Source organism: Caballeronia udeis, from assembly GCF_044909315.1.
Taxonomy (GTDB): domain Bacteria; phylum Pseudomonadota; class Gammaproteobacteria; order Burkholderiales; family Burkholderiaceae; genus Caballeronia; species Caballeronia udeis_A.
The window spans coordinates 111,873-135,532 of the sequence record NZ_JBIYEB010000003.1 but is presented as its reverse complement, the minus strand read 5'-3'; the positions used below and the strand labels follow the sequence as shown (position 1 = coordinate 135,532).

General features: G+C 60.3%; 19 protein-coding genes. 9 read left to right on the top strand and 10 right to left on the bottom strand.

The genetic code is table 11. The features are described from left to right. Window positions 1-169 precede the first annotated feature (169 nt). The 4 genes from ompR to ABH944_RS05745 all read left to right on the top strand — a co-directional run bounded on the left by ompR (window position 170) and on the right by ABH944_RS05745 (window position 3,712). Window positions 170-895, top strand: coding sequence for an osmolarity response regulator transcription factor OmpR (ompR, locus tag ABH944_RS05760; protein WP_031359745.1), 726 nt, complete (start codon window positions 170-172; stop codon window positions 893-895). 67 nt (window positions 896-962) lie between these two features. Further along, the gene (locus ABH944_RS05755; protein ID WP_062091572.1) at window positions 963-2,321 is read left to right on the top strand and encodes an ATP-binding protein; all 1,359 of its coding nucleotides are present in this window, start codon (window positions 963-965) and stop codon (window positions 2,319-2,321) included. A gap of 214 nt (window positions 2,322-2,535) precedes the next feature. Continuing rightward, on the top strand, window positions 2,536-3,084 hold the full coding sequence (locus ABH944_RS05750) for a peroxiredoxin (protein ID WP_062091571.1): 549 nt from the start codon (window positions 2,536-2,538) through the stop codon (window positions 3,082-3,084). Window positions 3,085-3,187: 103 nt separating this feature from the next. Continuing rightward, window positions 3,188-3,712 (top strand): carboxymuconolactone decarboxylase family protein, encoded by a 525-nt coding sequence (locus ABH944_RS05745; RefSeq protein ID WP_062091570.1) that lies wholly within the window; start codon window positions 3,188-3,190, stop codon window positions 3,710-3,712. Window positions 3,713-3,787: 75 nt separating this feature from the next. Here the strand turns inward: ABH944_RS05745 and ispF are convergent, their stop codons facing one another. Beyond that, entirely contained in the window at window positions 3,788-4,279 is a 492-nt protein-coding gene (gene ispF, locus ABH944_RS05740; protein WP_404605209.1) for a 2-C-methyl-D-erythritol 2,4-cyclodiphosphate synthase, read from the bottom strand. Window positions 4,280-4,328: 49 nt separating this feature from the next. Continuing rightward, window positions 4,329-5,042, bottom strand: coding sequence for a 2-C-methyl-D-erythritol 4-phosphate cytidylyltransferase (ispD, locus tag ABH944_RS05735; protein ID WP_404605210.1), 714 nt, complete (start codon window positions 5,040-5,042; stop codon window positions 4,329-4,331). A 109-nt stretch (window positions 5,043-5,151) separates the two neighbouring features. Between ispD and mfd the strand changes: the two genes are divergently transcribed. The 3 genes from mfd to ABH944_RS05720 all read left to right on the top strand — a co-directional run bounded on the left by mfd (window position 5,152) and on the right by ABH944_RS05720 (window position 11,015). Then, on the top strand, window positions 5,152-8,643 hold the full coding sequence (gene mfd, locus ABH944_RS05730; RefSeq protein WP_404605212.1) for a transcription-repair coupling factor: 3,492 nt from the start codon (window positions 5,152-5,154) through the stop codon (window positions 8,641-8,643). A 92-nt stretch (window positions 8,644-8,735) separates the two neighbouring features. Then, on the top strand, window positions 8,736-9,962 hold the full coding sequence (gene argE / locus ABH944_RS05725) for an acetylornithine deacetylase (protein ID WP_404605213.1): 1,227 nt from the start codon (window positions 8,736-8,738) through the stop codon (window positions 9,960-9,962). A 39-nt stretch (window positions 9,963-10,001) separates the two neighbouring features. After that, a complete protein-coding gene (locus ABH944_RS05720) occupies window positions 10,002-11,015 on the top strand; it encodes a threonine/serine dehydratase family protein (RefSeq protein ID WP_404605215.1) in 1,014 nt (337 codons plus the stop codon). A 23-nt stretch (window positions 11,016-11,038) separates the two neighbouring features. On the opposite strand, the gene ABH944_RS05715 is transcribed toward ABH944_RS05720, so the two are convergent. The 4 genes from ABH944_RS05715 to ABH944_RS05700 all read right to left on the bottom strand — a co-directional run bounded on the left by ABH944_RS05715 (window position 11,039) and on the right by ABH944_RS05700 (window position 15,327). Then, a complete protein-coding gene (locus ABH944_RS05715) occupies window positions 11,039-11,860 on the bottom strand; it encodes an ABC transporter permease subunit (protein ID WP_404605217.1) in 822 nt (273 codons plus the stop codon). After that, window positions 11,857-12,771 carry an ABC transporter permease subunit gene (locus ABH944_RS05710; protein WP_404605218.1) on the bottom strand — a complete coding sequence of 305 codons (915 nt, stop codon included), beginning with the start codon at window positions 12,769-12,771 and terminating at the stop codon, window positions 11,857-11,859. The genes ABH944_RS05715 and ABH944_RS05710 overlap by 4 nt, the downstream gene beginning before the upstream one ends. After that, complete coding sequence (locus ABH944_RS05705; RefSeq protein ID WP_404605219.1) at window positions 12,768-13,976, bottom strand: ABC transporter ATP-binding protein; 1,209 nt, start codon at window positions 13,974-13,976, stop codon at window positions 12,768-12,770. The genes ABH944_RS05710 and ABH944_RS05705 overlap by 4 nt, the downstream gene beginning before the upstream one ends. 181 nt (window positions 13,977-14,157) lie before the next feature. Then, window positions 14,158-15,327, bottom strand: a complete 1,170-nt coding sequence (locus ABH944_RS05700) for a polyamine ABC transporter substrate-binding protein (RefSeq protein ID WP_404605220.1) — start codon at window positions 15,325-15,327, stop codon at window positions 14,158-14,160. Window positions 15,328-16,062: 735 nt separating this feature from the next. Here ABH944_RS05700 and ABH944_RS05695 point away from each other — a divergent pair. Together ABH944_RS05695 and ABH944_RS05690 are read left to right on the top strand one after the other, a co-directional pair. Next, a complete protein-coding gene (locus ABH944_RS05695; protein WP_404605375.1) occupies window positions 16,063-17,277 on the top strand; it encodes a phospholipase A in 1,215 nt (404 codons plus the stop codon). Window positions 17,278-17,341: 64 nt separating this feature from the next. Further along, complete coding sequence (locus tag ABH944_RS05690) at window positions 17,342-17,545, top strand: DUF1289 domain-containing protein (protein WP_097262484.1); 204 nt, start codon at window positions 17,342-17,344, stop codon at window positions 17,543-17,545. 152 nt (window positions 17,546-17,697) lie between these two features. On the opposite strand, the gene ABH944_RS05685 is transcribed toward ABH944_RS05690, so the two are convergent. From ABH944_RS05685 to ABH944_RS05670, 4 genes are all read right to left on the bottom strand, one after another. After that, a complete protein-coding gene (locus ABH944_RS05685; protein WP_404605222.1) occupies window positions 17,698-18,855 on the bottom strand; it encodes an NAD(P)H-dependent flavin oxidoreductase in 1,158 nt (385 codons plus the stop codon). A 222-nt stretch (window positions 18,856-19,077) separates the two neighbouring features. Further along, on the bottom strand, window positions 19,078-20,670 hold the full coding sequence (locus ABH944_RS05680) for an ABC-F family ATPase (protein ID WP_404605224.1): 1,593 nt from the start codon (window positions 20,668-20,670) through the stop codon (window positions 19,078-19,080). A 211-nt stretch (window positions 20,671-20,881) separates the two neighbouring features. After that, window positions 20,882-22,327 (bottom strand): threonine synthase, encoded by a 1,446-nt coding sequence (gene thrC / locus ABH944_RS05675; RefSeq protein WP_404605226.1) that lies wholly within the window; start codon window positions 22,325-22,327, stop codon window positions 20,882-20,884. Between the two features lie 9 nt (window positions 22,328-22,336). Next, window positions 22,337-23,653 carry a homoserine dehydrogenase gene (locus ABH944_RS05670; RefSeq protein WP_404605227.1) on the bottom strand — a complete coding sequence of 439 codons (1,317 nt, stop codon included), beginning with the start codon at window positions 23,651-23,653 and terminating at the stop codon, window positions 22,337-22,339. Between the last annotated feature and the right edge of the window lie 7 nt (window positions 23,654-23,660).

Genomic DNA, 23,660 nt, shown 5'->3' with positions numbered 1-23,660 from the left:
CGCGCAATCGTTGTACTAATGGAGTATCCACCGAATGACGGGCTTAGGTAAAGGAGTGTACGCATAGAACCTTTATGTCGTGCCACACTCGCCGTAAATTTTGTAACTATCTGTTACCTTAGAAATCAGTCAAACTCGCACGTCTTTCTAATCGCGCTAAGATGCCGTCATGGAAACCAAAAATCCCTCAAAAATACTCGTAGTCGACGACGACCCCCGTTTGCGCGATCTTTTGCGACGTTATCTCGGCGAACAGGGCTTCAACGTCTATGTCGCTGAAAATGCGCCGTCGATGAACAAGCTCTGGGTTCGAGAACGTTTCGACCTGCTCGTGCTCGACCTGATGTTGCCGGGGGAAGACGGATTGTCGATCTGCCGCCGTCTGCGGGGCAGCAACGACCGTACGCCCATCATCATGCTCACCGCGAAAGGCGAGGACGTCGACCGGATCGTGGGCCTGGAAATGGGCGCGGACGACTATTTGCCGAAGCCGTTCAACCCGCGCGAACTTGTCGCACGGATTCATGCGGTGCTGCGTCGCCAGTCGCCGTCCGAACTGCCGGGCGCGCCGTCCGAAACCACCGAAGTCTTCGAGTTCGGCGAATTTGCGCTGAATCTCGCCACCCGCACACTCACCAAGAACGGCCAGGAAATCCCGCTGACCACCGGCGAATTCTCGGTGCTGAAAGTATTCGCGCGGCACCCGCGTGCACCGCTGTCGCGTGAAAAGCTGATGGAACTGGCCCGCGGCCGTGAATACGAAGTCTTCGACCGCAGTCTCGACGTGCAGATCTCAAGATTGCGCAAGCTGATCGAGCCGGATCCAAGCAGCCCGCGCTTCATCCAGACGGTGTGGGGTCTGGGTTACGTCTTCATCCCCGACGGCGCAGCCTGATTGAGTCCTGATCGAGTTCTGGCAAGCGCGCCCCGTGCGCGCCACAAGAGAAGAGCATCAACGAATCATGCGGATTGACAGGCGGCTACTGACGCTCGCGTTCGGCGGCCTGTTCTGGCGGACCTTCGCCTTGATCGCGTTGCTGATTGCGGTCAGCATTGCCGCGTGGTTTCAGAGCTTCCGCGTGATCGAACGCGAACCGCGCGCACAGCGCGTGGCGCTGCAGCTCGTCGCGGTGGTCAAGCTCACGCGTACCGCCCTCCTTTATTCCGATCCGGATCTTCGCCGCGCTCTGCTGCAGGATCTGGAGAGCAATGAAGGGGTGCGCGTATACCCGCGCGAAACCACCGATAAATATCGCCTGCAGCCCGACGAGTCGCTCAACCGGCTGATCGAGCACGACGTGCGCGGCCGGCTTGGCAACGACACGGTGATCGCACAATCCGTCAACGATATCCCGGGCGTCTGGATTAGCTTCAAGATCGACGACGACGATTACTGGGTGGCGCTCGACCGCGATCAGCTCGATAACGTCACCGGCCTGCAATGGGCCGGCTGGGGCGTCTTTGCGCTCGCGCTGTCGCTATTCGGCGCGGCGTTCATCACCAGCCTCGTGAACCGGCCGTTCGCGCGGCTGGCGCTGGCGGCGCGCAGGGTTGGTTCGGGACAATCGCCCGAGCCGTTGCCCGAACGCGGCATGGGCGTGGCCGCCGAAACCAATCGCAGTTTCAACCAGATGGTGCAGGACCTCGAACAGCTCGACGCCGACCGGGCGTTGATGCTGGCTGGCATCTCGCACGACCTGCGCACGCCGCTCGCGCGTTTGCGGCTCGAAACCGAAATGAGCCCTTCCGACGAAGCGACGAAACTTGCGATGGTCGATGACATCGAACAGATGGACATGATCATCGGGCGCTTCCTCGATTACGCCCGGCCGATGCAACGGATGGCCGAAGCCGTCGATCTCTCGCTGATCGGCGGCGAAATGGCCTCGCGTTTCTATGCGGAAGACGGCGTGCTGATGAAAACCGACCTGGCCCAGGGCGCGATCATTGAAGGCGATCCGACCGACGTCCGGCGGGTGATCGGCAACCTGCTGGAGAACGCGCGCAAATACGGGCGGAGCGCGATGGACGATATCGCCCGGATCACGCTGCAAACGCGGGTCAGTCACGGGCGCGTGGAGTTGTCGGTGATGGATGAAGGGCGCGGCATTCCCGAAGATCAGGTCGCGTTGATTACGCGGCCGTTCTACCGCGTTGATACGGCGCGCACGCAGGCCAACGGCACCGGGCTCGGCATGGCGATCGTGCAACGGCTCGTCACCCGGCAGCGCGGCACGCTGCGCCTGCGCAATCGCCATCCGCATGCGGGGTTTGAGGTGACCATCGACTTCCCGGCAATGGAAAAGCGCACCTTCCGCTAAGCGGATCGTTTCAGAAAAATGCTATCGGTCCATTCGTTAAAAGCTATCCGGACCATTAGCTAAAATCTATTGAAGTTGATAATTAATAGAGTTATAGTAAGGGTCGTTCAACGCAAGCATCAGCTTCTCACGTGAGTTTGATGTTGCGTCATGTGAGCGTTACAGCGATCAGCTAGTCTTGATTTCCTCTTCCAACGAACACAGGAGTATTCATATGAAGACCGTGGGCGATAAAGTTGAAGCGTTTACCGTTACTGCTGCAAAGCCGGGTTTCAACCATCACGAAGAAAATGGCGTGTCGGCGTTTGAAGACATCACCGAACAGTCGTTCCCTGGTAAGTGGAAGATCCTGTACTTCTACCCGAAGGACTTCACGTTCGTCTGCCCGACGGAAATCGTTGAATTCGCGAAGCTGAACAGCGATTTCGCCGATCGCGACGCAGTGTTGCTGGGCGGCAGCGTGGACAACGAATTCGTGAAGCTGGCATGGCGCCGGGAACACAAGGACCTGAACAAGCTGAACCACTATGCGTTCGGCGACGTGAAGGGCGAGTTGATCGACCAGCTCGGCATCCGCGACAAGGAAGCAGGCGTGGCGCTGCGCGCAACGTTTGTTATCGACCCGGACAACGTGATTCAACACGTCTCGGTGAACAACCTGAACGTGGGCCGCAATCCGGAGGAAATCCTGCGTATTCTCGACGGCCTGCAAACGGACGAACTGTGTCCGTGCAATCGTGCTGTCGGCGGTTCGACGCTGTAAGTCATATCGGCGAGGCCTTCTTGGCTTGCGCCCAGCCCGTCAGCTTTGCGAGTCAAACTCGAGCCGGCGGGCTTTTTTATCGCTGATCAGATAGGAGAAATTTATGGAATTCCTCGCATCGATTAAAGAACTCATTCCCGATTACGCAAAAGACATTCGCCTGAACGTGGATGGCACGATTGCGCGTTCATCGCTGGAAGGCAATGACGCGGTGGGCGTGGCGCTGGCCGCGGCCTATGCGGCGAAGGCTACGAAGATTGTCGCGCTGATCCGCGCGGCGGGCGTTTTGTCAGCCGAGGAAACGAACGGCGCGTTGACCGCTGCCGCGTTGATGGGCATGAACAACGTCTGGTATCCGTACCTGGAAATGGCCGATAACGCCGACCTGAAGACGCAACCCGCTGCGTTACGGATGAATGCGTATGCAACGCACGGCGGCGTCGACAAGCGGCGCTTCGAGATGTATGCGCTGGCCGCATCCATTGTTGGAAAATGCCACTTTTGCGTGAAGTCGCACTATGAAAACCTCGTTGGCGAGGGCATGAGCACGACGCAATTGCGGGATGTGGGACGAATTGCCGCCGTGATCAACGCCGCTCAACTGGCGATTACCGCTGAAGGGAATTAAGCCGGTTCGGGTTCAAGCTTGCAAAAACGCCACGTTTTAAGCGTGGCGTTTGTATTTGCGTCCTTATGAATGCGTTCAGGCGTCAATGCCCGTGCGCATCAGCAGCACGGCAGCCTGCGCCTCGATACCCTCTTTACGCCCCAGATACCCCAGCTTCTCGTTCGTCTTGGCTTTCACATTCACGCGAGTTAGGGGCAACTCGAGATCCTCGGCAATATTCGCCCGGATCGCCTCAATGAACGGCGCAAGCTTCGGCGCCTGCGCGATCACCGTCGTGTCGACGTTCATGATCGCGAAGCCGGCTTCCGAAACTCTTCGGAACGCCTCGCGCAACAACACCCGGCTATCGGCCCCGGCGAAGTCCGCATCGGTATCCGGGAAATGCCTTCCGATATCGCCCATGGCCGCGGCGCCGAACAGCGCATCCGTAATCGCATGCAGCAAAACGTCGGCATCCGAATGCCCGAGCAGCCCGCGCTCGTAGGGAATGCTCACCCCGCCGATAATCAGCGGCCGGCCTTCGACCAGTTGGTGAACGTCGTAGCCTTGTCCGATTCTGAAATCCATCGATAGTCCTAGATTAGTGAGCGAGTGGGCAACTGATTAAACCGCTGAATCAAACACCGCCGAGCATAGCCGACGCAAGTGCGAAGTCTTCCGGATACGTAACCTTGAAATTGCGCAGACTACCCTGAATCAGCCGCGGTGCATGGCCCAGCCACTCGATAGCGCTGGCTTCGTCGGTGAGATCGTGACCGTCCTGTTGCGCCCGCGTGATCGCGTCACGCAACATGCCCAGGCGGAACATCTGCGGTGTCTGCGCCTGCCACAAGCCGTTACGCGACTCCGTGCGGGCAATGCGCCCTTCCACATGCGCCGTGCCTTCAGACTCGATACGCTTGAGCGTGTCGGCCACGGGCAGCGCCAGGATGCCCCCCACAGGATCGTTCTTCAACTCAGCCACCAGCCTGCGGATCATCTCCGGCGTGAGCCCGGGGCGCGCCGCGTCGTGCACGAGCACCCAGTCGTCATCGCGCGCGCCAAAACCGGTCAGCGCGGCAAGGCCGTTGAACACCGACGCTTGCCGCGTCGTGCCGCCGCAGCGTTGCACGGCGAAGCGCAAGCCCGCGAAACGGCGGTCATCGAAATGATGATCGCCCGGCGCCAGCACGACCAGCGTCTGGGCAAATTCGGAACAGGCGTCAAAAGCGGCGAGCGAATAACGCAGCATCGGATGGCGCCCGACAGTCTGGTATTGCTTCGGCATGGGTGCACCGGAACGGCTGCCGGAACCGGCACACGGGATGAGGGCGAACAGGCGGGAGGTCACGAGTTGAAAACGCCCAAGTCAAAGTGAAGCCCGGATTTTATAATAGGTCCATCGCGACCATGCCGGTCCCGCATGCACTTTCGCACGCGAACGGTTCCCCGCACACTTTATGCCTTCAAAAGCCGTCAGTTTGCAGTCAACGTCCCCTATCGCACTTGTCAAAGCCGGTCAGCGCTTTGCCTTCGATGGCGCCACCGGTTCCTCCGACGCCCTCGCCCTGGCACGCTACCACCTGGCTTTTCGCGAAAAAGTCCCGTTATTGGTCGTGATGTGCGCGAGCGCGGTCGATTCGCAACGCCTCGCCGTCGAAATTCCGTTTTTCGCGCCGGACGCCCGCGTGAGGCTCCTGCCCGACTGGGAAACGCTGCCCTACGACACGTTTTCTCCGCACCAGGACCTGGTTTCGGCACGGCTGGCGACGCTGCACGACCTGGGTGAAGGCCGCTGCGACATCCTGCTCGTGCCCGCGACCACCGCGCTGTATCGAATGCCGCCGGCATCGTTTCTCGCTGCCTATACGTTTTCGTTCACGCAGGGCGAGCGGCTAAACGAGGCAAAACTGAAGAGCCAGTTGACGCTGGCGGGCTACGAGCATGTCAGTCAGGTCGTGCGTCCGGGCGAATATTGCGTGCGGGGTTCGCTCCTCGACCTGTACCCGATGGGCTCGCCGCTGCCTTACCGGATCGATTTGTTCGACGATCAGGTCGACTCCATCCGCGCCTTCGATCCCGACACGCAGCGCAGCCTCTACCCGGTGCGCGACGTGCGCCTGCTGCCGGGCCGCGAATTTCCCTTCGATGAACCCGCGCGCACCGCTTTCCGGAGCCGCTGGCGCGAGGTGTTCGAGGGCGATCCAAGCCGTTCATCGATTTACAAGGACATCGGCAATGGCGTGCCGGCAGCGGGGATCGAGTATTACCTGCCGCTGTTCTTCGACGAAACCGCCACGCTGTTCCATTACTTGCCGCAAGACGCGCAACTGGCGTTCGTCGGCGACATGGACGCAGCCATCAAGCGCTTCACTAACGACACGCGGCAGCGCTACAACTTCTTGTCGCATGACCGCGAGCGGCCGCTGCTCGAACCGCAGCGCCTGTTTCTCAGCGACGACGACTTTTTCTCGTTCGCCAAACCGTTCGCGCAAATCAAGTTCCCGGCTGCGCCCGAGGGCGGCTGGGCAGTGCCGTTGCCAGGTCTTGCCATCGACCGGCATGCCGAAGAGCCGTTGCTCGCGTTGCGCCACTATCTGGAGCAGACGCCGAATCGCGTGTTGTTCGCGACCGAATCCGCCGGCCGCCGCGAGACCATCCAGCAACTGCTCTCCGATAACGGCCTGCGCGCGTCGCTGGACGATACCTTCCAGCAATGGCTCACCGGCGACGCCAAATTCTCGCTCGGCGTAGCACCGCTCGCGAACGGCTTTGCGCTGCCCGGCGAAGGCATCTCGATCATCACGGAGACCGAGCTGTACGGACAGCTCACGCGTCGTGCCGGACGGCGTCGCCAAGAGCAGGCGAGCAACGTCGATTCGATGGTGCGCGACCTGTCCGAGCTGAAGATCGGTGATCCGGTCGTGCATACGCAGCATGGTATTGGGCGCTATATGGGCCTGGTATCGATGGATCTGGGCGAAGGCGAAACCGAGTTCCTGCATCTCGAATACCAGAACGAAAGCAAGCTGTACGTGCCGGTCGCCCAGTTGCACGTGATCTCGCGCTACAGCGGCGCGGACCCGGAAAGCGCGCCGTTGCACGCGCTCGGTTCCGGCCAGTGGGACAAAGCGAAGCGCAAGGCTGCTCAACAAATCCGCGATACCGCCGCCGAATTGCTGAATCTTTACGCCCGCCGCGCGCTGCGCCAGGGCCACTCGTTCCCGCTGGAAGCGCGCGATTACACAAAATTCGCGGAGAGTTTCGGCTTCGAGGAAACCCCCGACCAAGCGGCAGCAATTGCCGCTGTAATCGGCGACATGACCAGCGGCAAGCCGATGGACCGGCTGGTCTGTGGCGACGTAGGTTTCGGCAAGACGGAAGTGGCGCTGCGTGCCGCGTTTATCGCAGTGATGGGTGGCAAGCAGGTGGCTATCCTGTCGCCAACTACCCTGCTCGCCGAACAGCACACCAACACCTTCACCGACCGTTTCGCCGACTGGCCCGTGAAGATCGCTGAATTGTCGCGCTTCAAGAGCACGAAGGAAGTGGCGGCATCGATTGCGGCGATCAATGAAGGCACGATCGATATTGTCATCGGCACGCACAAGCTGCTGTCCACCGACGTCGTGTTCAAGCGGCTCGGGCTGGTGATCATCGACGAGGAGCATCGTTTCGGTGTGCGTCAGAAGGAAGCGTTGAAGGCACTGCGCGCGGAAGTCGATGTGCTGACGCTCACCGCCACGCCAATTCCGCGCACGCTCGGCATGGCGCTGGAAGGGTTGCGCGACTTCTCGATCATCGCCACCGCGCCGCAAAAGCGCCTCGCGATCAAGACCTTCGTTCGACGCGAAGAAGACGGCGTGATCCGCGAGGCGATGCTGCGGGAACTGAAGCGCGGCGGACAGGTTTATTTCCTGCACAACGAGGTCGAGACGATCGACAACCGGCGCGCCATGCTCGAAGCGCTGGTGCCCGAAGCGCGTATCGCGGTCGCGCACGGGCAAATGCACGAGCGCGAACTCGAACGCGTGATGCGCGATTTCGTCGGCCAGCGGGCGAATGTGCTGCTGTGCACGACGATTATTGAAACGGGGATCGACGTGCCGAGCGCAAACACGATCCTCATTCATCGCTCCGATAAATTCGGCCTCGCGCAATTGCATCAGTTGCGTGGACGTGTCGGGCGTTCGCACCATCAGGCCTACGCGTATTTGCTGGTTCACGATCCGGCCGCGCTGACGAAGCAGGCGCAGCGGCGGCTGGAAGCGATCCAGCAGATGGAGGAACTCGGCTCCGGCTTCTATCTCGCGATGCACGATCTGGAAATTCGCGGCACGGGCGAAGTACTCGGCGACAAACAATCGGGCGAAATCCACGAGATCGGTTTCCAGCTTTACACCGACATGCTGAACGACGCGGTGAGGGCGCTGAAGGAAGGCCGCGAGCCCGATCTGAACTCGCCGCTTGCCGCCACCACCGAGATCAATCTGCACGCACCGGCCATCCTTCCCGCCGACTATTGCGGCGACGTGCAGGAACGTTTGTCGCTGTACAAGCGCATGGCGAACTGCGAAACGAGTGATGCCATCGACAGCATCCTGGAAGAGTTGATCGACCGTTTCGGCAAGCTGCCGCCCCAGGCGAGCGCATTGGTCGAAACGCATAAACTGCGCCTCGCGGCCAAACCGCTGGGCATCATGAAGATCGACGCGGCGGAGCATGCGATCGCCCTGCAGTTCATTCCGAACCCGCCTGTCGATGCCATGAAGATCATCGAGATGGTGCAGAAGAACAAGCACATCAAGCTCGCGGGGCAGGACAAGCTGCGCATAGAAGTGCGCAGTCCGGATCTCGCCGTGCGGATTTCGACGGTCAAGGACACGCTGCGCGCGCTTGGCGCGCCGGTGCGCCAGCAGAAACCCGCTGGCGCGCCCGTGCCTTCGCGTTAACAACGATGCACAACCCGTGCACTGCCTTGTCCGGCGGTGCACGGCCGGTTTTTTCGGTATTATCGAAAGTGAAAAATTCCAAGGAGAGATTCATGTCGCAGATCGCTGAATCGACGGCTTCCGTCGCGCAAACCCCTTCTTCCGAGCCAGCGTCGTTGCCGTGGATCAAGAAGCTTGTCTCCTTCGACACCGTCAGCCGCAACCCGAACATGGGCCTGATTGAGACCGTGCGCGACGAATTGCGCGCAGCCGGTATCGACAGCACGCTCACCACGGATCCTTCAGGCAAATGGGCCAACCTGTTCGCGACCGTGCCAGCGCACGATGGCGCGACGGACGGAGGCATCGTGCTCTCGGGACATACAGACGTGGTGCCTGTCGATGGCCAGAAATGGGACAGCGACCCGTTCAAGCCGGAAATACGCGACGGTCTGTTGTACGGTCGCGGAACGTGCGACATGAAGGGGTTTATCGGCGCATCGTTGAGCTTGTTGCCGAAGATGCAGGCCACGAAACTCGCACGGCCGATCCACTTCGCCCTCTCCTTCGACGAAGAAGTCGGCTGCGCCGGCGCGCCACTGATGATCACCGAGCTGCAAAAGCGCGGATTGCGGCCTGATGGCTGCATTGTGGGCGAGCCGACCAGCATGCGGCCGGTCATCGCGCATAAAGGTATCAACGCTTACAACTGCTGTGTGCGCGGGTTTGCCGCTCATTCATCGTTGACGCCGAAGGGCTTGAACGCGATCGAATATGCCGCGCGGCTGATCTGCTTCATCCGCGACGTCGCCGATGAATTCCGGGCGCAAGGCCCGTTCGACGAACAGTACGACGTGCCGTTCACGACCGCGCAAACCAGCACGATCAATGGCGGCAACGCGATCAATACGGTGCCGGCCGAATGCAATTTCGCGTTCGAATTCCGCAATTTGCCGACGCTCGATCCAGAGCCGATTTACCAGCGCATCGAGAAATACGCGCGGGAAGAGTTATTGCCGAAGATGCAGAAGGAACATGCGAACGCGGCGATCGAGTTCTCGAAGATTGCTGCAGCGCCGGGGCTTGATGCGTCCGAGCAAGCGGCGATCACGCAACTGGTGCGCGCGCTGACCGCGAATCAGGAAAAGCGCAAAGTGGCTTACGGGACGGAAGCGGGATTATTCCAACTCGCGGGCGTTCCGAGCATTGTGTGCGGACCGGGGAATATCGAGCAGGCGCACAAGGCGAACGAATATGTGTCGCTGGAACAACTTGTGGCATGCGAAGCGTTTTTGGGCAAGTTCATTCACAGCATGTCGGTCGAGGCGCAAGTGCGTTGATGTCCGCTGAAATTGCTCGTTGAGGTCACAAGGGAATTCATGTCCACCGCCCATCACTCCGATAACACCATCGACGGCACGCCGATTCCCACACTCGACGATATCGCCGCCCAGCACATGACGCTATCGCCGTGGGTCGCGCGCACGCCGACCTTCGAGCGTCACGACTTCCTCACACTGGAAGGTACGCCGGTCAACTTCAAGTTCGAGTTACTGCAGGTCGGCGGCACATTCAAGACGCGCGGCGCGTTTTCGCATCTGCTTGCGCTCACCGAAGGCGAACGCGACGCGGGCGTGACCTGCGTATCGGCGGGCAACCACGCAGTGGCCGTCGCGTTTACCGCGATGCGGCTAGGGATCAGCGCAAAGGTCGTGATGCTCAAGACCGCCAGTTCGGCGCGATTGGCGTTGTGCCGCCGTTTCGGTGCGGAGATCGTGATCGCGGAAAACGGCGCCGAAGCGTTCGAAATCGTTCGCCGCATAGAAGCCGAGGAAGGCCGCTATTTCGTGCATCCGTTCAATAGCTATCGGACGATCCTGGGCACGGCGACGCTCGGATACGAATGGACCTCGCAAGCGCCCGACCTGGACGCGGTGATCCTGCCGATTGGCGGCGGCGGATTGGCCGCGGGCGTATCGCTGGCGTTCCGGCTCGCGAATCCATCGATTCATGTGTACGGCGTGGAACCCAAGGGCGCCGACGCCATGGGCCAGAGTTTCGCCGCTAATCACACCGTGAAGATGGGCGCGATGCACAGCATTGCGGATTCGTTGATGGCGCCGCACACCGAGGACTACAGCTACGAATTGTGCCGGCGGCATATCGACAATCTGGTAACCGTGTCGGACACCGAACTGCGCCACGCCATGCTGCATCTGTTCAACGAGCTGAAGCTGGCGGTCGAACCGGCATGCGCGGCCGCCACTGCCGCGTTACTTGGGCCGTTGCGCGAAACCTTGCAGGGCAAGCGCGTGGGTGTACTGCTGTGCGGCACGAACACCGACTCGGCCACACTCGGCAAACACCTCGCGATGGCGGCTCAAGACGACTGAGCCCGTCGCGCGCCGAGCCGCCGCTACAACACATTCGTCAGCCGCTTGCGCTCGCTCCGCTGCATGAAGTAGTTCGCGGCGATCACGCCAACGGTCACGAACGCAATGAACAGCGTGGCGAGCGCGTTCATCTCCGGATTCAGGCCGAGGCGCACGCGCGAAAACACGACAAGCGGCAAGGTCGTCGATCCCGGTCCCGACAAGAACGCGGATAACACGAGGTCGTCGATCGACAGCGTGAACGAGAGCAGCCACCCCGCCACCAGCGCCTGCGATATCAGCGGCAGCGTGATCGAGAAAAACACCCGCAATGGCGTCGCGCCCAGATCGAGCGCGGCTTCTTCAATGGATGGATTCAATTCCCTGACCCGCGATTCCACGATGATCGCAACATAGGAAATACAGAGCATCACGTGACCGATCCAGATCGTAAAAAGGCCGCGCCCGGCCGGCCAGCCAAATACTTTCGCCATTTCCACAAACAGCAACAGCAGCGAAATCCCCTGGATCACTTCGGGAATCACGAGCGGTGCATTGATCATGCCGGCATAGAGCGTGAAACCGCGAAACCGCCCCATGCGCGCGAGCACATATCCCGCCCATGTCCCGATCACCACCGACGCGCACGCCGTGAATACCGCGATTCGAATCGATAACCACGCGGCATTGATCAGTTCATCGTCGTGCAATAACGCCGCGTACCACTTCAGCGAGAATTGCGTCCACACGGTCACGAGCTGCGACTCGTTGAACGAATACACCACCAGGCTCACGATCGGAATATAGAGAAACAGGAATCCGAAACCGAGAAACGTGAACCGGAGCGAGCGACTGGGTTCAATCATCGCTTGTCCTCCAGCTGCTTCGCCTGGTAGTACTGGAACAGCGCCATGGGAACGAGTAACAACAGCACCATGGCGCATGTGACGGCGGAAGCCATCGGCCAGTCGGCGTTGTCGAAGAACTCATTCCACATCACGCGGCCGATCATCAACGTATCCGCGCCGCCCAGCAATTCCGGGATCACGTATTCGCCCACCGCCGGAATAAACACCAGCAGGCAGCCCGCAATAATTCCGTTCTTCGACAACGGCAGCGTGATCTGCAAAAACGCTTTCCACGGTTTCGCGCCGAGATCGTAAGCGGCTTCAAGCAAGGTGAGATCCATCTTCACGAGATGGGCGTACAGCGGCATCACGAGAAACGGCAGATATGAATACACCATGCCGATATAAACCGCGATATTCGTGTGATACAGCTCGATAGGCGAATGAATAATCCCCGTCCACATCAGGAAGTTGTTCAGCAAGCCGTTGTTCTTCAGGATCCCGATCCATGCATACACGCGAATCAGGAACGACGTCCAGAACGGCAGCATCACGGCCATCATCAGCAGATTGCGGGTCGCAGGATTCGAACGCGCGATGTAATACGCCATCGGATAACCGATCAGCAGGCACAGCAGAGTGGATACGCCGGCGACCAGCAGCGAGTTCATGTAGGTCGCAAAGTACAGGCTGTCCGTCACGAGAAACGCGTAGTGCGAAAAATCGAGCGCGATACTCAGCACGCCGTCTTTCATCGCCGTCAATTCCGTATAAGGCGGAATACCGAGACGCGAATCGGAGAAACTGATTTTGACGACCAGCAGGAACGGCACGAGGAACAGCAGCACGAGCCATAGATATGGCCCAAAGATGACCGCCGTCCTGCCCGTCAGGCCGAAGCGTTGCTTGATTGAATGCAGCGGTTTCATACTGTGAGCACCACGCCTGCAGACGCTGTCCAGCGCACGAAAACTTCGTCGCCCCAGGTGGGCGAATCGATCTGGCCGAGCGCGAGGCTCGACAAGTTCGCCACGACCACTTTGCCGCTGTCCAGCTTCACGTGGTACAGCGTGTAGCCACCCATATACGCAATGTTCGCCACGGTGCCGTGGCCCCAGTTGTATGAACCGTCCGGCGGCTTGCGCGTCAACGCAATGCGCTCTGGCCGGACCGAGATGGTGACCGGCATGCCGAGCGGGCCCGTGATGCCGTGGCTCACATACAGCCGCGAGGGAAGCTCCGTGCATTCAACGAATACGTGATCCGGTTCGTCTTCCACCACGATGCCGTCGAACAGGTTCGTCGAGCCGATGAATTCGGCAGTGAAGCGGCTGTTCGGATATTCGTAGACCTCGTGCGGCGTACCGATCTGTACGATCTCGCCCTCGCTCATGACCGCGATCCGGCTGGCCATGGTCATCGCTTCCTCCTGATCGTGCGTGACCATGATGCAGGTCACGCCGACCTTGTCGAGAATATTCACCAGTTCGATCTGCGTGCGCTGGCGAATCTGTTTGTCGAGCGCGGACATGGGCTCGTCAAGCAGCAGCAGCTTCGGACGCTTCACCAGGCTGCGGGCCAGCGCCACGCGCTGCTGCTGGCCGCCCGACAACTGATGCGGCTTGCGCTGCGCGTATTTCGCCATCTGCACGAGATCGAGTGTCGTGTGGACGCGTTCCTTGAGTTCGGCGCCGCGCACGCCCTCCTGCTTGAGTCCGAACGCCACATTCGACTCCACCGTCATGTGCGGAAACAGCGCATATGACTGGAACATCATGTTCACCGGTCTGCGATACGGCGGCATGCTCGCGAGATCCTCGCCATCGATCACGATCTGGCCTGAGGTAACCGACTCCAGCCCCGCGAGCATGCGCAGCAGGGTGGACTTGCCGCAGCCGGAACTGCCGAGCAGCGCGAACAGCTCGCCCTTCTTCACCGACAGGTTCACCCCTTTCACCGCAATGATTTCGTCGAATTTCTTGACGATATCCACAATCCGCACGAAGTTGTCCGCCGCCCATTCCGGGTCCCGCAAGCCCGGTTCCGGCCTGCGGCCGATGGAGGCTGACTGGCCAGACGGCCCGCCTTGATTGCCCGGTCCGGCGGGCACTGCACTCGACTGCTGGTCACTCATGATCTGCTGCCCGGCTCCTGCGCTATGCGCGTTCGTGCTGCTTTTTCCAGCAGCACTTTTTAACTTTATTCTTTCGACGCGGCCGCCGACAAAATGGCCGGCCACGAACAAAGCCCCCGGGGTGACCAGGGGCTTCGCATTTATCGACTGCCTAATGCAACTTTGGCAACCTTGGCAAGGATCAGCGTCCGGACTTCAGTTCCGTCCAGAGCCGCGTTTGCAAGCGCTGGATTTCCGGCGGCAACGGCTTGAGCAGGAACAGCGTCTTGATCACGTCCTGCGGCGGGTACACGGCCGGATCGTCGGCAACATCCTTCGATACGTATTTCCGCGCTTCCGTATTCGCACTCGGGTAATACACCTCGTTCGTGATCGCGGCGTGAACTTGCGGGGTCTCGATGTAGTTGATCCACTCGAGCGCCGCTTCCTTGTTCTTCGCGTCCTTCGGAATCGCCATCACGTCAAACCAGACCGGCGCGCCGCCCTTGGGGATGTAGTACTCGACCTTGTACGCCTTCTTCGCCTCTTCCGCACGATGCTTGGCGATCACCACGTCGCCCGACCAGCCATAGGCGAAACAGACGTCGCCGCCGACCAGGTCGTTGATATACCCCGACGAGTTGAACTGGGTGATATATGGACGGATCTTCTTGAGCATTGCCAGCGCGGCGCGGTAGTCGGCCGGGTTCGTGCTCATTGGATCCTTGCCGATGTAATGCAGCGCGGCGGCGAACATCTGGTCCGGCGCGTCGAGCACCGAGACGCCGCAGGCCTTGAGCTTCGAGATGTTTTCCGGCTTGAACAGGATGTCCCAGTTATCCAGCGGCACGTTCTTGCCGAGGATCTGCTGGACCTTCGTCACGTTGTAGCCAAGGCCGGTCGTGCCGTATGCCCACGGTACCGTGTACTGGTTGCCCGGATCCGCGCCCGCGATCAGCTTCATCAGGTCGGGGTCGAGGTATTTGAGGTTCGGGAGTTTGGATTTGTCGAGCGGGGCGAAGATTCCTGCGGTGATCTGCTTGCCGGCGTAGTTGCTGGTGGGCACCACGATGTCATAGCCCGAATTGCCGGTGAGCAGCTTGGCTTGCAGTGTGTCGTCGCTGTCGTAGTTGTCGTACTTGACCTTGATGCCGGTCTGCTTCTCGAAGTTCGGAATCGTGTCTTTCGCGATGTAGTCCGACCAGTTGTACACGTTGAGCTGAGTGTCTTTCGCCGATGCCGCCAGCGGTGCTGTTAACGCCGCCACACCCGCCACAGCCACGGTGATAGAGAGTACGCACGCCGGCACCCGTGCGATCGCGCCCGATACACCCGAACGCTTCGACAACCGGTCCGCCATTTTTTCTGTCATTTCAGTTTCTCCGTCCATTCGACTTGCCGACCGTTGATTTCCATGTCTCAAACTGCCCTTTCTCCCGTGCTCAGTCGAGACGCTTCCAAAAAAACGAAAACTATCATCAAAAGGTTGCATCGCAAAAAACAATTGGCGAATTTTGTCGCGTGAAGTGTACAAGGAGCACGTTTGGCAGGAACTGCATAAGCACGGCCGCGCCGGCCATCACTCAGCCCGGATTTATGTCCGGCATCCAATGCACATTCGTCAGCAGGACAGTCATTGCCCGGGGGCTTCGTGAAACCCCTCAGCGACTGGGGCGGTGCGCCGAGCCTTGTCCCGTTCTTGTCTCGTGCTTGCTCCATCAAGGCTAGCACTCGTGTTGTGCCGGTTACGTCTTTTTTCCATCTGCTCCGCACTATCCCGCTTCAGGCCCATCAACAAACGAGTGGTATCGATACAAGTCAGGATTGATTTTTGCGCAAGCTGCCCGTTCCGCTCCAACGTTACAGATGCTCCCTCCCAAGCTTACAATTCAGCGTTTCGTGAATGTCGCGCCGGGGTGGTTCGGAGGTCAGCAGGCGCCCCAGCGGGTCGCGCACCGCGTAATCGGGACGACCAGGCACGCAGATCCCCGCCGCCTCGCCCGACGCTACTCAACGCAACAAGGATGATCGTTTAATGGCCCGAGGCTCTTTGCCGTTCCCACCATGCTCCCTCATGCCCTTGCGGCCCACGGTGTACCGTTTCGCCATGCTGGCCTTCGCTATCAGCCTTGGGCTGACGAGCGCCGCCCACGCTACCGTGTCCGTGCTCCAGCCCGTGCGCGAAGCCGCCTCTGAACAGCCGCTCGAACTGACACTGCTTTATAGCGACGACGACAAGCAGCCGCTCACCATCGATGTGCCAAAAGCGCTCAACGTCACGCTGACCAATGGCGACCTGCCACCGCAACCGCTGGCGCTGCAACGCGAGCCCGGCGTCCCCGACACGCTGTCGCTGCGCCCCGGGCAATATCGAAAGGTTCGCTATGCCGCCCCTTGGCCCGAGTCGGCGCGCGGCGTGATGAAGGTCGATCCGGTAGGCTTCGATTCGTCGCCCATGCTGATCACGCTCAATCGCGGCAAATCCCAGGCACAAGTGGTGGCGGCGGAAACCGCCGAGACGAAGGCCCGCACACCGCAGCAACTGGCAAGCGCCGAGGCCGCGGCGAATACGTCGGCCGTACCCACGACGACCAGCGACCGCATGTTGAGCGGCCGCTTGTCGACCTTCGAACCCATGTATTTCGCCGACGGCCAGAACGGCGATAACCTCGCGAAATTTCAGTTCAGCTTCAAGTACCGGCTGCTGTTGCCCGACGATCCCCGCTCGCGAAGCTTCCTCGACAACCTGTATTTCGCCTACACGCAAACGTCGATCTGGGATCTTTCGGCTGAATCCGCGCCCTTCCGCGACACGAGCTATGAACCGCAGTTGTTCTATTACCTGGAGAACACGGGTTGGAAAAGCTCGCTGTTTTCGCGGATGGGCGTAACAGCCGGTATTGGACATGAGTCGAACGGCAAGGCGGGCGCGGATTCGCGCGGCATCAACATCGCTTTCGTGCGCCCGACCTGGGATTTCGGCGATATCAATTCGAACCACCTGACGATCTCGCCGAAGATCTACTACTACATCACGAAGAGCGGCAACGAGGACATCCAGGACTATCGCGGTTACGTCGATCTGCTGGTGAAGTACGGCAGCCCCGACGGCTGGCAACTCGCCACCACGCTGCGCAAGGGCACCAAAGCGGGATACGGCAGCGTGGACGCCCAATTCACTTACCCGCTCGCCAAGCTGATCGGCAGCGCATGGGGCGGCTATTTGTGGGTGGGGTATTTCAACGGCTACGGGGAAGACATTCTCGATTACAACCAGCGTAACCACTGGATCGCGCGGATCGGCTACAGCATCGCGCGTTAAACTTAGGTCTTTTGCACGGGCGCCGCGATTTTCACTGCATGCCGCGCCCGACTACAGGCGTTTTATGGCATCGAACCTTCATGATTTGCCCGACAGCCCGTGCATCGGCGTCTGCTCGACCCTCTTTGACGACGTCTGCAAAGGCTGCGGCCGCATGGCCGGCGAAGTCTCCAACTGGGTGTTTCTCAGCGATGCAGAGAAGCTCGCTATCTGGGAACGCATTACCCGCGAAGGCACCGCCATGCGCTTCACCCGCGACAAGGTTTGATCGCGGGCTGACCGCGGCTTTGTCGCCAGACGCGGACGCGTAGCGACGTATGGCTGCGCCGGTTCGTTACACAGTCGATTCCCGAGGCTTGATTCCCGAGGTTAGTCAGGACGAGCACGACCGCATGGCGTGGATCCTTACCCCCGCGCCGTTCAAGCTGCGGCCGTAGGCCGGATATCTGCGACCAGCAGGTCGAGGAGTTCACGCACGCTGCGAATTGCCGAGCCGAACGGCAGCGCTTCGCGCCCCCGGAAGAACAGTCCGTTCGCGCGATCTCCACGCAGGGCTGCGGCCAGACGGGTATCGATACAAAAGTGCCCGAACTTTTCAATACCGTCGCGCAAACCGCACGCCGCCAGGCAATTGAGGCCCGTGGGGCACTTTTGCTCGCGCGAGCCGATCTTGTCGCGAATCCGTTGCTCATTGCGTAGATATCGATCGAGCCACGGCGTTTTCACCGCGCGAGCCGGCAGGCCCGTTACACTCACGAATTCGACGATGTCTTCCGGCGTTGCGTCGGCGAGAATGCGCTTGAACTCGGGATGTGCATCCCCCTCCTCGGTCACCGCGAACGCCGTGCCAAGTTGCACGCCGGACGCACCCATCGCCAGCCAGTGACGCACCGCCGCGTGCCCGTCGATACCGCCCGCCACGATCAGCGGAATCCGGGTCCGTTCAATGCCGAGGGTATCGAAGGTCAGCATGGTTTCTTCGATCACGCGAGCGAAGTCAAAACGCTCGCTCGGAATATCCGCAACGCTCGCCACGCCGAGATGGCCGCCGGCATGACCCGGATGTTCGATCACGATGGCATCGGGCAAGCGATTCTTCTTGAGCCACTTCTTCAGCACTAACGCGATGCCGCGACTGTCCGACAAGATCGGGATCAGCGCGATATCAATGCCTTGCGTCAGGTCCGGCAGATCCAGCGGCAGCCCTGCCCCCATGACGATCGCGTCGGCGCCGCTCTCGCACGCCGTCTGCACCGCCGCCGCATAGGAGGAAACCGCGCGCATGACGTTCACGGCGACCATGCCGTGCCCTTCGCTCAGGGCCTTCGCTGCAATGATCTCGCGCCGCAACGCCGTCTGATTGGCGGCCTCCAGCGTCGCCTGGTCCGGGTTCTGTTTGCACATCTCAAGCAGATCAGGATGGTGATGCCGCAAGTCGATGCTCGAAATGGTGCCCATCGCACCCTCCCGGGCTACGGCGCCGGCTAGCCGGTGCGCGGACACACCCACACCCATGCCTCCCTGCACAATAGGAAGCAACGTGCGGCCACGAATGGTCAGGGGGGTAAGAGGGGTCATGAAAGGGTCATCTCCAGAGCCAAAGTTTTGAGCTTGCAGGAGGTTGGACAGACACACGTTGCTTTTTATCAAGCAAGTTCGACTGTGCTGTATTTCAATTTCCTGAACGTGCCCCAGACCTGGAAAAGCAAACGGCCCGCTTCTCACGAAGCGGGCCGTTTGCTTTGAAGCTTGTTTCTGTTCGCAGAGTAACGCGTTGCGCGGGATGTAGCCGGTGCCGTGTTACTGAATACCCTGGCTCGTCAGGAATTCCTCGTACGTGCCACCGAAGTCGCGCAGCGTGCCGTCGTTCTTGACCTCGATGATCCGGTTCGCCAGGCCATTTACGAACTCCCGGTCATGGGACACGAAGATCAGCGTGCCTTCGTACTTCTCCAGCGCGATCTGCAAGGACTCGATCGATTCCATGTCCATGTGGTTGGTCGGCTCGTCCATCAGCAACACGTTCGGGCGCCCGAGCATCAGCTTGCCCCAGATCATGCGGCCTTTTTCGCCGCCCGACAGCACCTTCACCGATTTCTTGATGTCGTCGGCGTTGAACAGCAAACGGCCCAGCGTGCCACGGACCATCTGGTCGTCGTCGCCATCCTGACGATACTGATCTACCCAGTCGGTCAGCGTCTCGTCCTTCGGAAACTCTTCGTACGTGTCCTGCGGCATATAACCGACCAGCGCGTTTTCCGCCCACTTGACCGTGCCGCCGTCCAGTTCGATTGCACCCTTCAACGCGCGCAGCAACGTGGTCTTGCCCGCACCGTTCTCGCCGATGATCGCAATCCGCTCGCCCGGCTGAACGCTCAGGCTGAAGTGATTGAAGATCGTGCGGTCGTATTTCTTCGTGATGTTGGTCGCCACCACCGCAATGTTGTGCAGCTTTTTCTCGAATTCAAAACGAATGAACGGATTCTGCCGCGACGACGGCTTGAATTCCTCGATCTTGATTTTTTCGATCTGTTTCGCACGGCTGGTCGCCTGGCGCGCCTTCGACTTGTTGGCCGAGAACCGGCGCACGAAGTCCTGGAGGTCGGCTACTTTGTCTTTCGCCTTCTGGTTCGCATTCGCTTGACGCTCGCGCGCCTGGGCCGACGCCAGCATGTAATCGTCGTAATTGCCCGGGTACACCTTCAACGTGCCGTAATCCATGTCCGCCATGTGTGTGCAGACCTGGTTCAGGAAGTGTCGATCATGCGAAATGATCACCATGGTCGAGTTGTACTGGTTCAGTATGTCCTCGAGCCAGCGAATGGACGTGATGTCCAGGTTGTTGGTCGGTTCGTCCAGCAGCAACACATCCGGCTTCGAAAACAGCGCCTGTGCGAGCAATACGCGCAACTTCCACCCCGGAGCAACGTTGCTCATCGGACCGCTATGGTCTTCGATCGCAATGCCAATACCCAGCAGCAACTCGCCAGCGCGTGCTTCGGCCGTATAGCCGCCGTATTCGGCGAACTTCGCTTCGAGTTCGGCGGCGTGCATGTAGTCGTCGTCGGTGGCGTCCGGATTCGCGTAAATGGCGTCGCGCTCGGACATCGCGTTCCACATTTCCGTGTGGCCCATCATCACGACGTCGAGCACGCGCATGTCTTCATACGCGAACTGATCCTGACGCAGCTTACCCAGACGCACGTTCGGTTCGAGCATCACGTTGCCGGAGCTCGGTTCCAGGTCACTGCCCAGAATCTTCATGAACGTGGATTTGCCGCAGCCGTTCGCCCCGATCAGGCCGTAGCGATTTCCTTCCCCGAACTTGACCGAAATGTTCTCGAAGAGGGGCTTCGGCCCGAATTGCATGGTGATGTTGGCAGTAGACAGCACAGCGCGTCCTTTTGAATGGTGTACGGCGAAAAACCTGCAATTTTAGCAGTTTTCAGGGCGAGTTGCGGCATTGCAGCGCAAAGCTGCACGCGTGGGTGCGCATGCCGCACGTCCGGCGGCCGGCGCATGACACCGCAAATGACGCCACGACGGGTGTTCAGGGGTGCCCCGTTCCGCCAGCCGATATTGCCCGGCGCCGTCCGTCCCGAGCCTAGATGCGCTCCGCGATATACGCCTTCACCAACGCGGCGTCGGCCGCCACCATATCAAATTTCTGTGGCAATTCCTCGATACCGATAAACGCCGCCGGCCGCTCCGGTTCACGCTCGAGCGCCTCGCGAATGGTCTCGCCGAACTTGATCGGCTGAGCGGTTTCCAGCACGATCATCGGCACGCCCGGGCTCAGGTGCTCGCGCGCAACCTTCAGGCCGTCGGCCGTGTGGGTATCGATCATGGTGCCGTAACGCTTGAACGCATCGCGGATGGTATCCACCCGATCGGCATGGCTGCTGCGTCCCGACACAAATCCAAATTCCTTCACGCGTGCAAAGTCGCCGCTCGCCGCAAGGTCGAATCCACCTTTTTCTTCCACGTCGCGGAAAAGCTGCAGCACGCGCGCCGGATCGCGTCCGAGCAGATCGAACACGAAACGCTCGAAATTCGACGCTTTCGAGATATCCATGCTCGGGCTGGTCGTGTGGTACGTCTCGGCGGCAGTGCGCACGCGATACACCCCGGTGCGGAAAAACTCGTCGAGCACGTCGTTTTCATTCGTGGCCACGACCAGTTGCTCGATCGGCAAACCCATCATCCGAGCGATATGCCCGGCGCAGACGTTGCCGAAATTTCCCGACGGCACCGTGAACGACACCCGCTCGGCGTTCGACTTGGTCGCAGCGAAATAGCCCTTGAAGTAATAGACGACCTGCGCCACCACGCGCGCCCAGTTGATCGAATTGACCGTGCCGATCTTGTTGGCCGCCTTGAACGCATGATCGTTCGACACCGCTTTGACGATGTCCTGGCAATTGTCGAAGTTGCCGATCACCGCCAGGTTGAAGATGTTCGGGTCCTGCAGCGAAAACATCTGCGCCGTCTGGAATGCGCTCATCTTCTGATGCGGGGACAGCATGAAAACACGCACGCCCTGCTTGCCGCGCATCGCGTATTCCGCCGCGCTGCCCGTGTCGCCTGAGGTTGCGCCAAGAATGTTCAGCGTCTGCCCCTGCTTGGCGAGCGTGTACTCGAACAGGTTGCCGAGCAACTGCATGGCCATGTCCTTGAAGGCGAGCGTCGGTCCGTTCGACAACTCCAGCAATGACACGGTCGTGCCGCCCTCTTCGCCCAGCGTTTTCAGCGGGGTGATCTGCACCGCGCTTTCGGAATCCCGAACATTGCTGTAGACGCCGGCCGTATAAGTGCGCCGTGTGAGCGAGAGCAGGTCTTCGGCGGGAATGTCGTCACTGAATTTGCGCAGGATTTCGTAGGCCAGATCCGCATAGGAAAGCGTACGCCAGGCGGTCAGTTCATCCGCCGTGACGCGCGGATATTCCGTGGGCAAATACAGGCCGCCGTCCTTCGCAAGACCGCCGAGCAGGATGTCGGAGAAAGTATGGCGCTCGCCGACACCGGCGCCGCGCGTGGAGATGTAGTTCATTTCAGAGCCCTAGTTCAACGCTTCCATGCGCAGCTTCGTTACCTTCGACACGACCGTGGAAAGCGCTTCGATCTCCTCGATCGCCGCGTTGACCTGTTTTTCCACCGTCACATGCGTGATGAGGATGATGTCAGTCTCGCCCTTGTCCTCGCCGTCGACGTGCTCCGATTCCTTCTGCAACAACGCGTCGATGGAAATGGCCTTGTCGGCGAGAATCCGCGTGATGTTGGCCAGCACGCCGGTCACATCCGCCACGCGCAGGCGCAGGTAATAACCGCTCGTCACTTCTTCGATCGGCAGGATCGGCGTGTTCGCGAGGCTGTCCGGCTGGAATGCCAGATGCGGCACGCGGTGCTCGGGGTCGGCCGTATGCAGGCGCGTGACGTCCACGAGATCGGCGACCACGGCCGACGCGGTCGGCTCGGCGCCCGCGCCCTTGCCGTAATAGAGCGTGGTGCCCACGGCGTCGCCATGCACGACCACCGCGTTCATCGCGCCCTCCACGTTCGCCAGCAAGCGTTTTTCCGGGATCAGCGTGGGATGCGTGCGCAATTCGATGCCCTTCTCCGTGCGGCGCGCAATGCCCAGCAGCTTGATCCGGTAGCCGAGATCTTCCGCATAGCGGATGTCGATGGCGTCGAGCTTGCTGATCCCTTCCACGTAAGCCCGGTCGAATTGCACAGGCACGCCGAACGCGATCGCGCTCATGATCGTGACCTTGTGCGCAGCGTCCACGCCTTCAATGTCGAAGGTCGGATCGGCTTCGGCATAACCCAGTTCCTGGGCCGCTTTCAGCGCGGTCGCGAAGTCGAGCCCGCGGTCGCGCATCTCCGAAAGAATGTAGTTCGTCGTGCCGTTGATAATGCCCGCGATGTACTGGATCCGGTTCGCCGTCAGTCCTTCACGCAGCGCCTTGATGATGGGAATGCCGCCCGCGACCGCCGCTTCGAACGCCACCATCACGCCCTTCTTGCTGGCCGCTTCGAAAATCTCGCTGCCGTGGACGGCCAGGAGCGCCTTGTTCGCCGTCACTACGTGCTTGCCGTTGGCGATGGCGCGCAGCACCAGTTCGCGCGCGACGCCCGTGCCGCCAATCATCTCGGCCACGATGTCGATGGAAGGATCGTCGACGACCGCGTTGAAGTCGGTCGTGACGTCAATGCCCGCCGCACCCTGCACCTTCGACGGCGTGCGCACCGCAATGCGCGTAATTTCGATGCCCCGTCCGGCGCGCCGTTTGATTTCTTCCTGATTACGGCGCAGCACCGTGAAGGTGCCGCTGCCGACGGTGCCGAAGCCCAGCAGGCCAACTTTGATCGGTTCCATTGCAGCG

Bases quoted from the DNA above. Each gene is read 5' to 3' on its own strand.
- ABH944_RS05745 (WP_062091570.1), top strand. From the start codon at position 3,188: ATGGAATTCCTCGCATCGATTAAAGAACTCATTCCCGATTACGCAAAA.
- mfd (WP_404605212.1), top strand. From the start codon at position 5,152: ATGCCTTCAAAAGCCGTCAGTTTGCAGTCAACGTCCCCTATCGCACTT.
- thrC (WP_404605226.1), bottom strand. From the start codon at position 22,327: ATGAACTACATCTCCACGCGCGGCGCCGGTGTCGGCGAGCGCCATACT.
- ispF (WP_404605209.1), bottom strand. From the start codon at position 4,279: ATGGATTTCAGAATCGGACAAGGCTACGACGTTCACCAACTGGTCGAA.
- ABH944_RS05705 (WP_404605219.1), bottom strand. From the start codon at position 13,976: ATGAGTGACCAGCAGTCGAGTGCAGTGCCCGCCGGACCGGGCAATCAA.
- ompR (WP_031359745.1), top strand. From the start codon at position 170: ATGGAAACCAAAAATCCCTCAAAAATACTCGTAGTCGACGACGACCCC.
- ABH944_RS05695 (WP_404605375.1), top strand. From the start codon at position 16,063: ATGCTGGCCTTCGCTATCAGCCTTGGGCTGACGAGCGCCGCCCACGCT.
- ABH944_RS05715 (WP_404605217.1), bottom strand. From the start codon at position 11,860: ATGATTGAACCCAGTCGCTCGCTCCGGTTCACGTTTCTCGGTTTCGGA.
- ABH944_RS05710 (WP_404605218.1), bottom strand. From the start codon at position 12,771: ATGAAACCGCTGCATTCAATCAAGCAACGCTTCGGCCTGACGGGCAGG.
- argE (WP_404605213.1), top strand. From the start codon at position 8,736: ATGTCGCAGATCGCTGAATCGACGGCTTCCGTCGCGCAAACCCCTTCT.
- ABH944_RS05750 (WP_062091571.1), top strand. From the start codon at position 2,536: ATGAAGACCGTGGGCGATAAAGTTGAAGCGTTTACCGTTACTGCTGCA.
- ABH944_RS05685 (WP_404605222.1), bottom strand. From the start codon at position 18,855: ATGACCCCTCTTACCCCCCTGACCATTCGTGGCCGCACGTTGCTTCCT.
- ABH944_RS05720 (WP_404605215.1), top strand. From the start codon at position 10,002: ATGTCCACCGCCCATCACTCCGATAACACCATCGACGGCACGCCGATT.
- ABH944_RS05690 (WP_097262484.1), top strand. From the start codon at position 17,342: ATGGCATCGAACCTTCATGATTTGCCCGACAGCCCGTGCATCGGCGTC.
- ABH944_RS05670 (WP_404605227.1), bottom strand. From the start codon at position 23,653: ATGGAACCGATCAAAGTTGGCCTGCTGGGCTTCGGCACCGTCGGCAGC.
- ABH944_RS05700 (WP_404605220.1), bottom strand. From the start codon at position 15,327: ATGACAGAAAAAATGGCGGACCGGTTGTCGAAGCGTTCGGGTGTATCG.
- ABH944_RS05755 (WP_062091572.1), top strand. From the start codon at position 963: ATGCGGATTGACAGGCGGCTACTGACGCTCGCGTTCGGCGGCCTGTTC.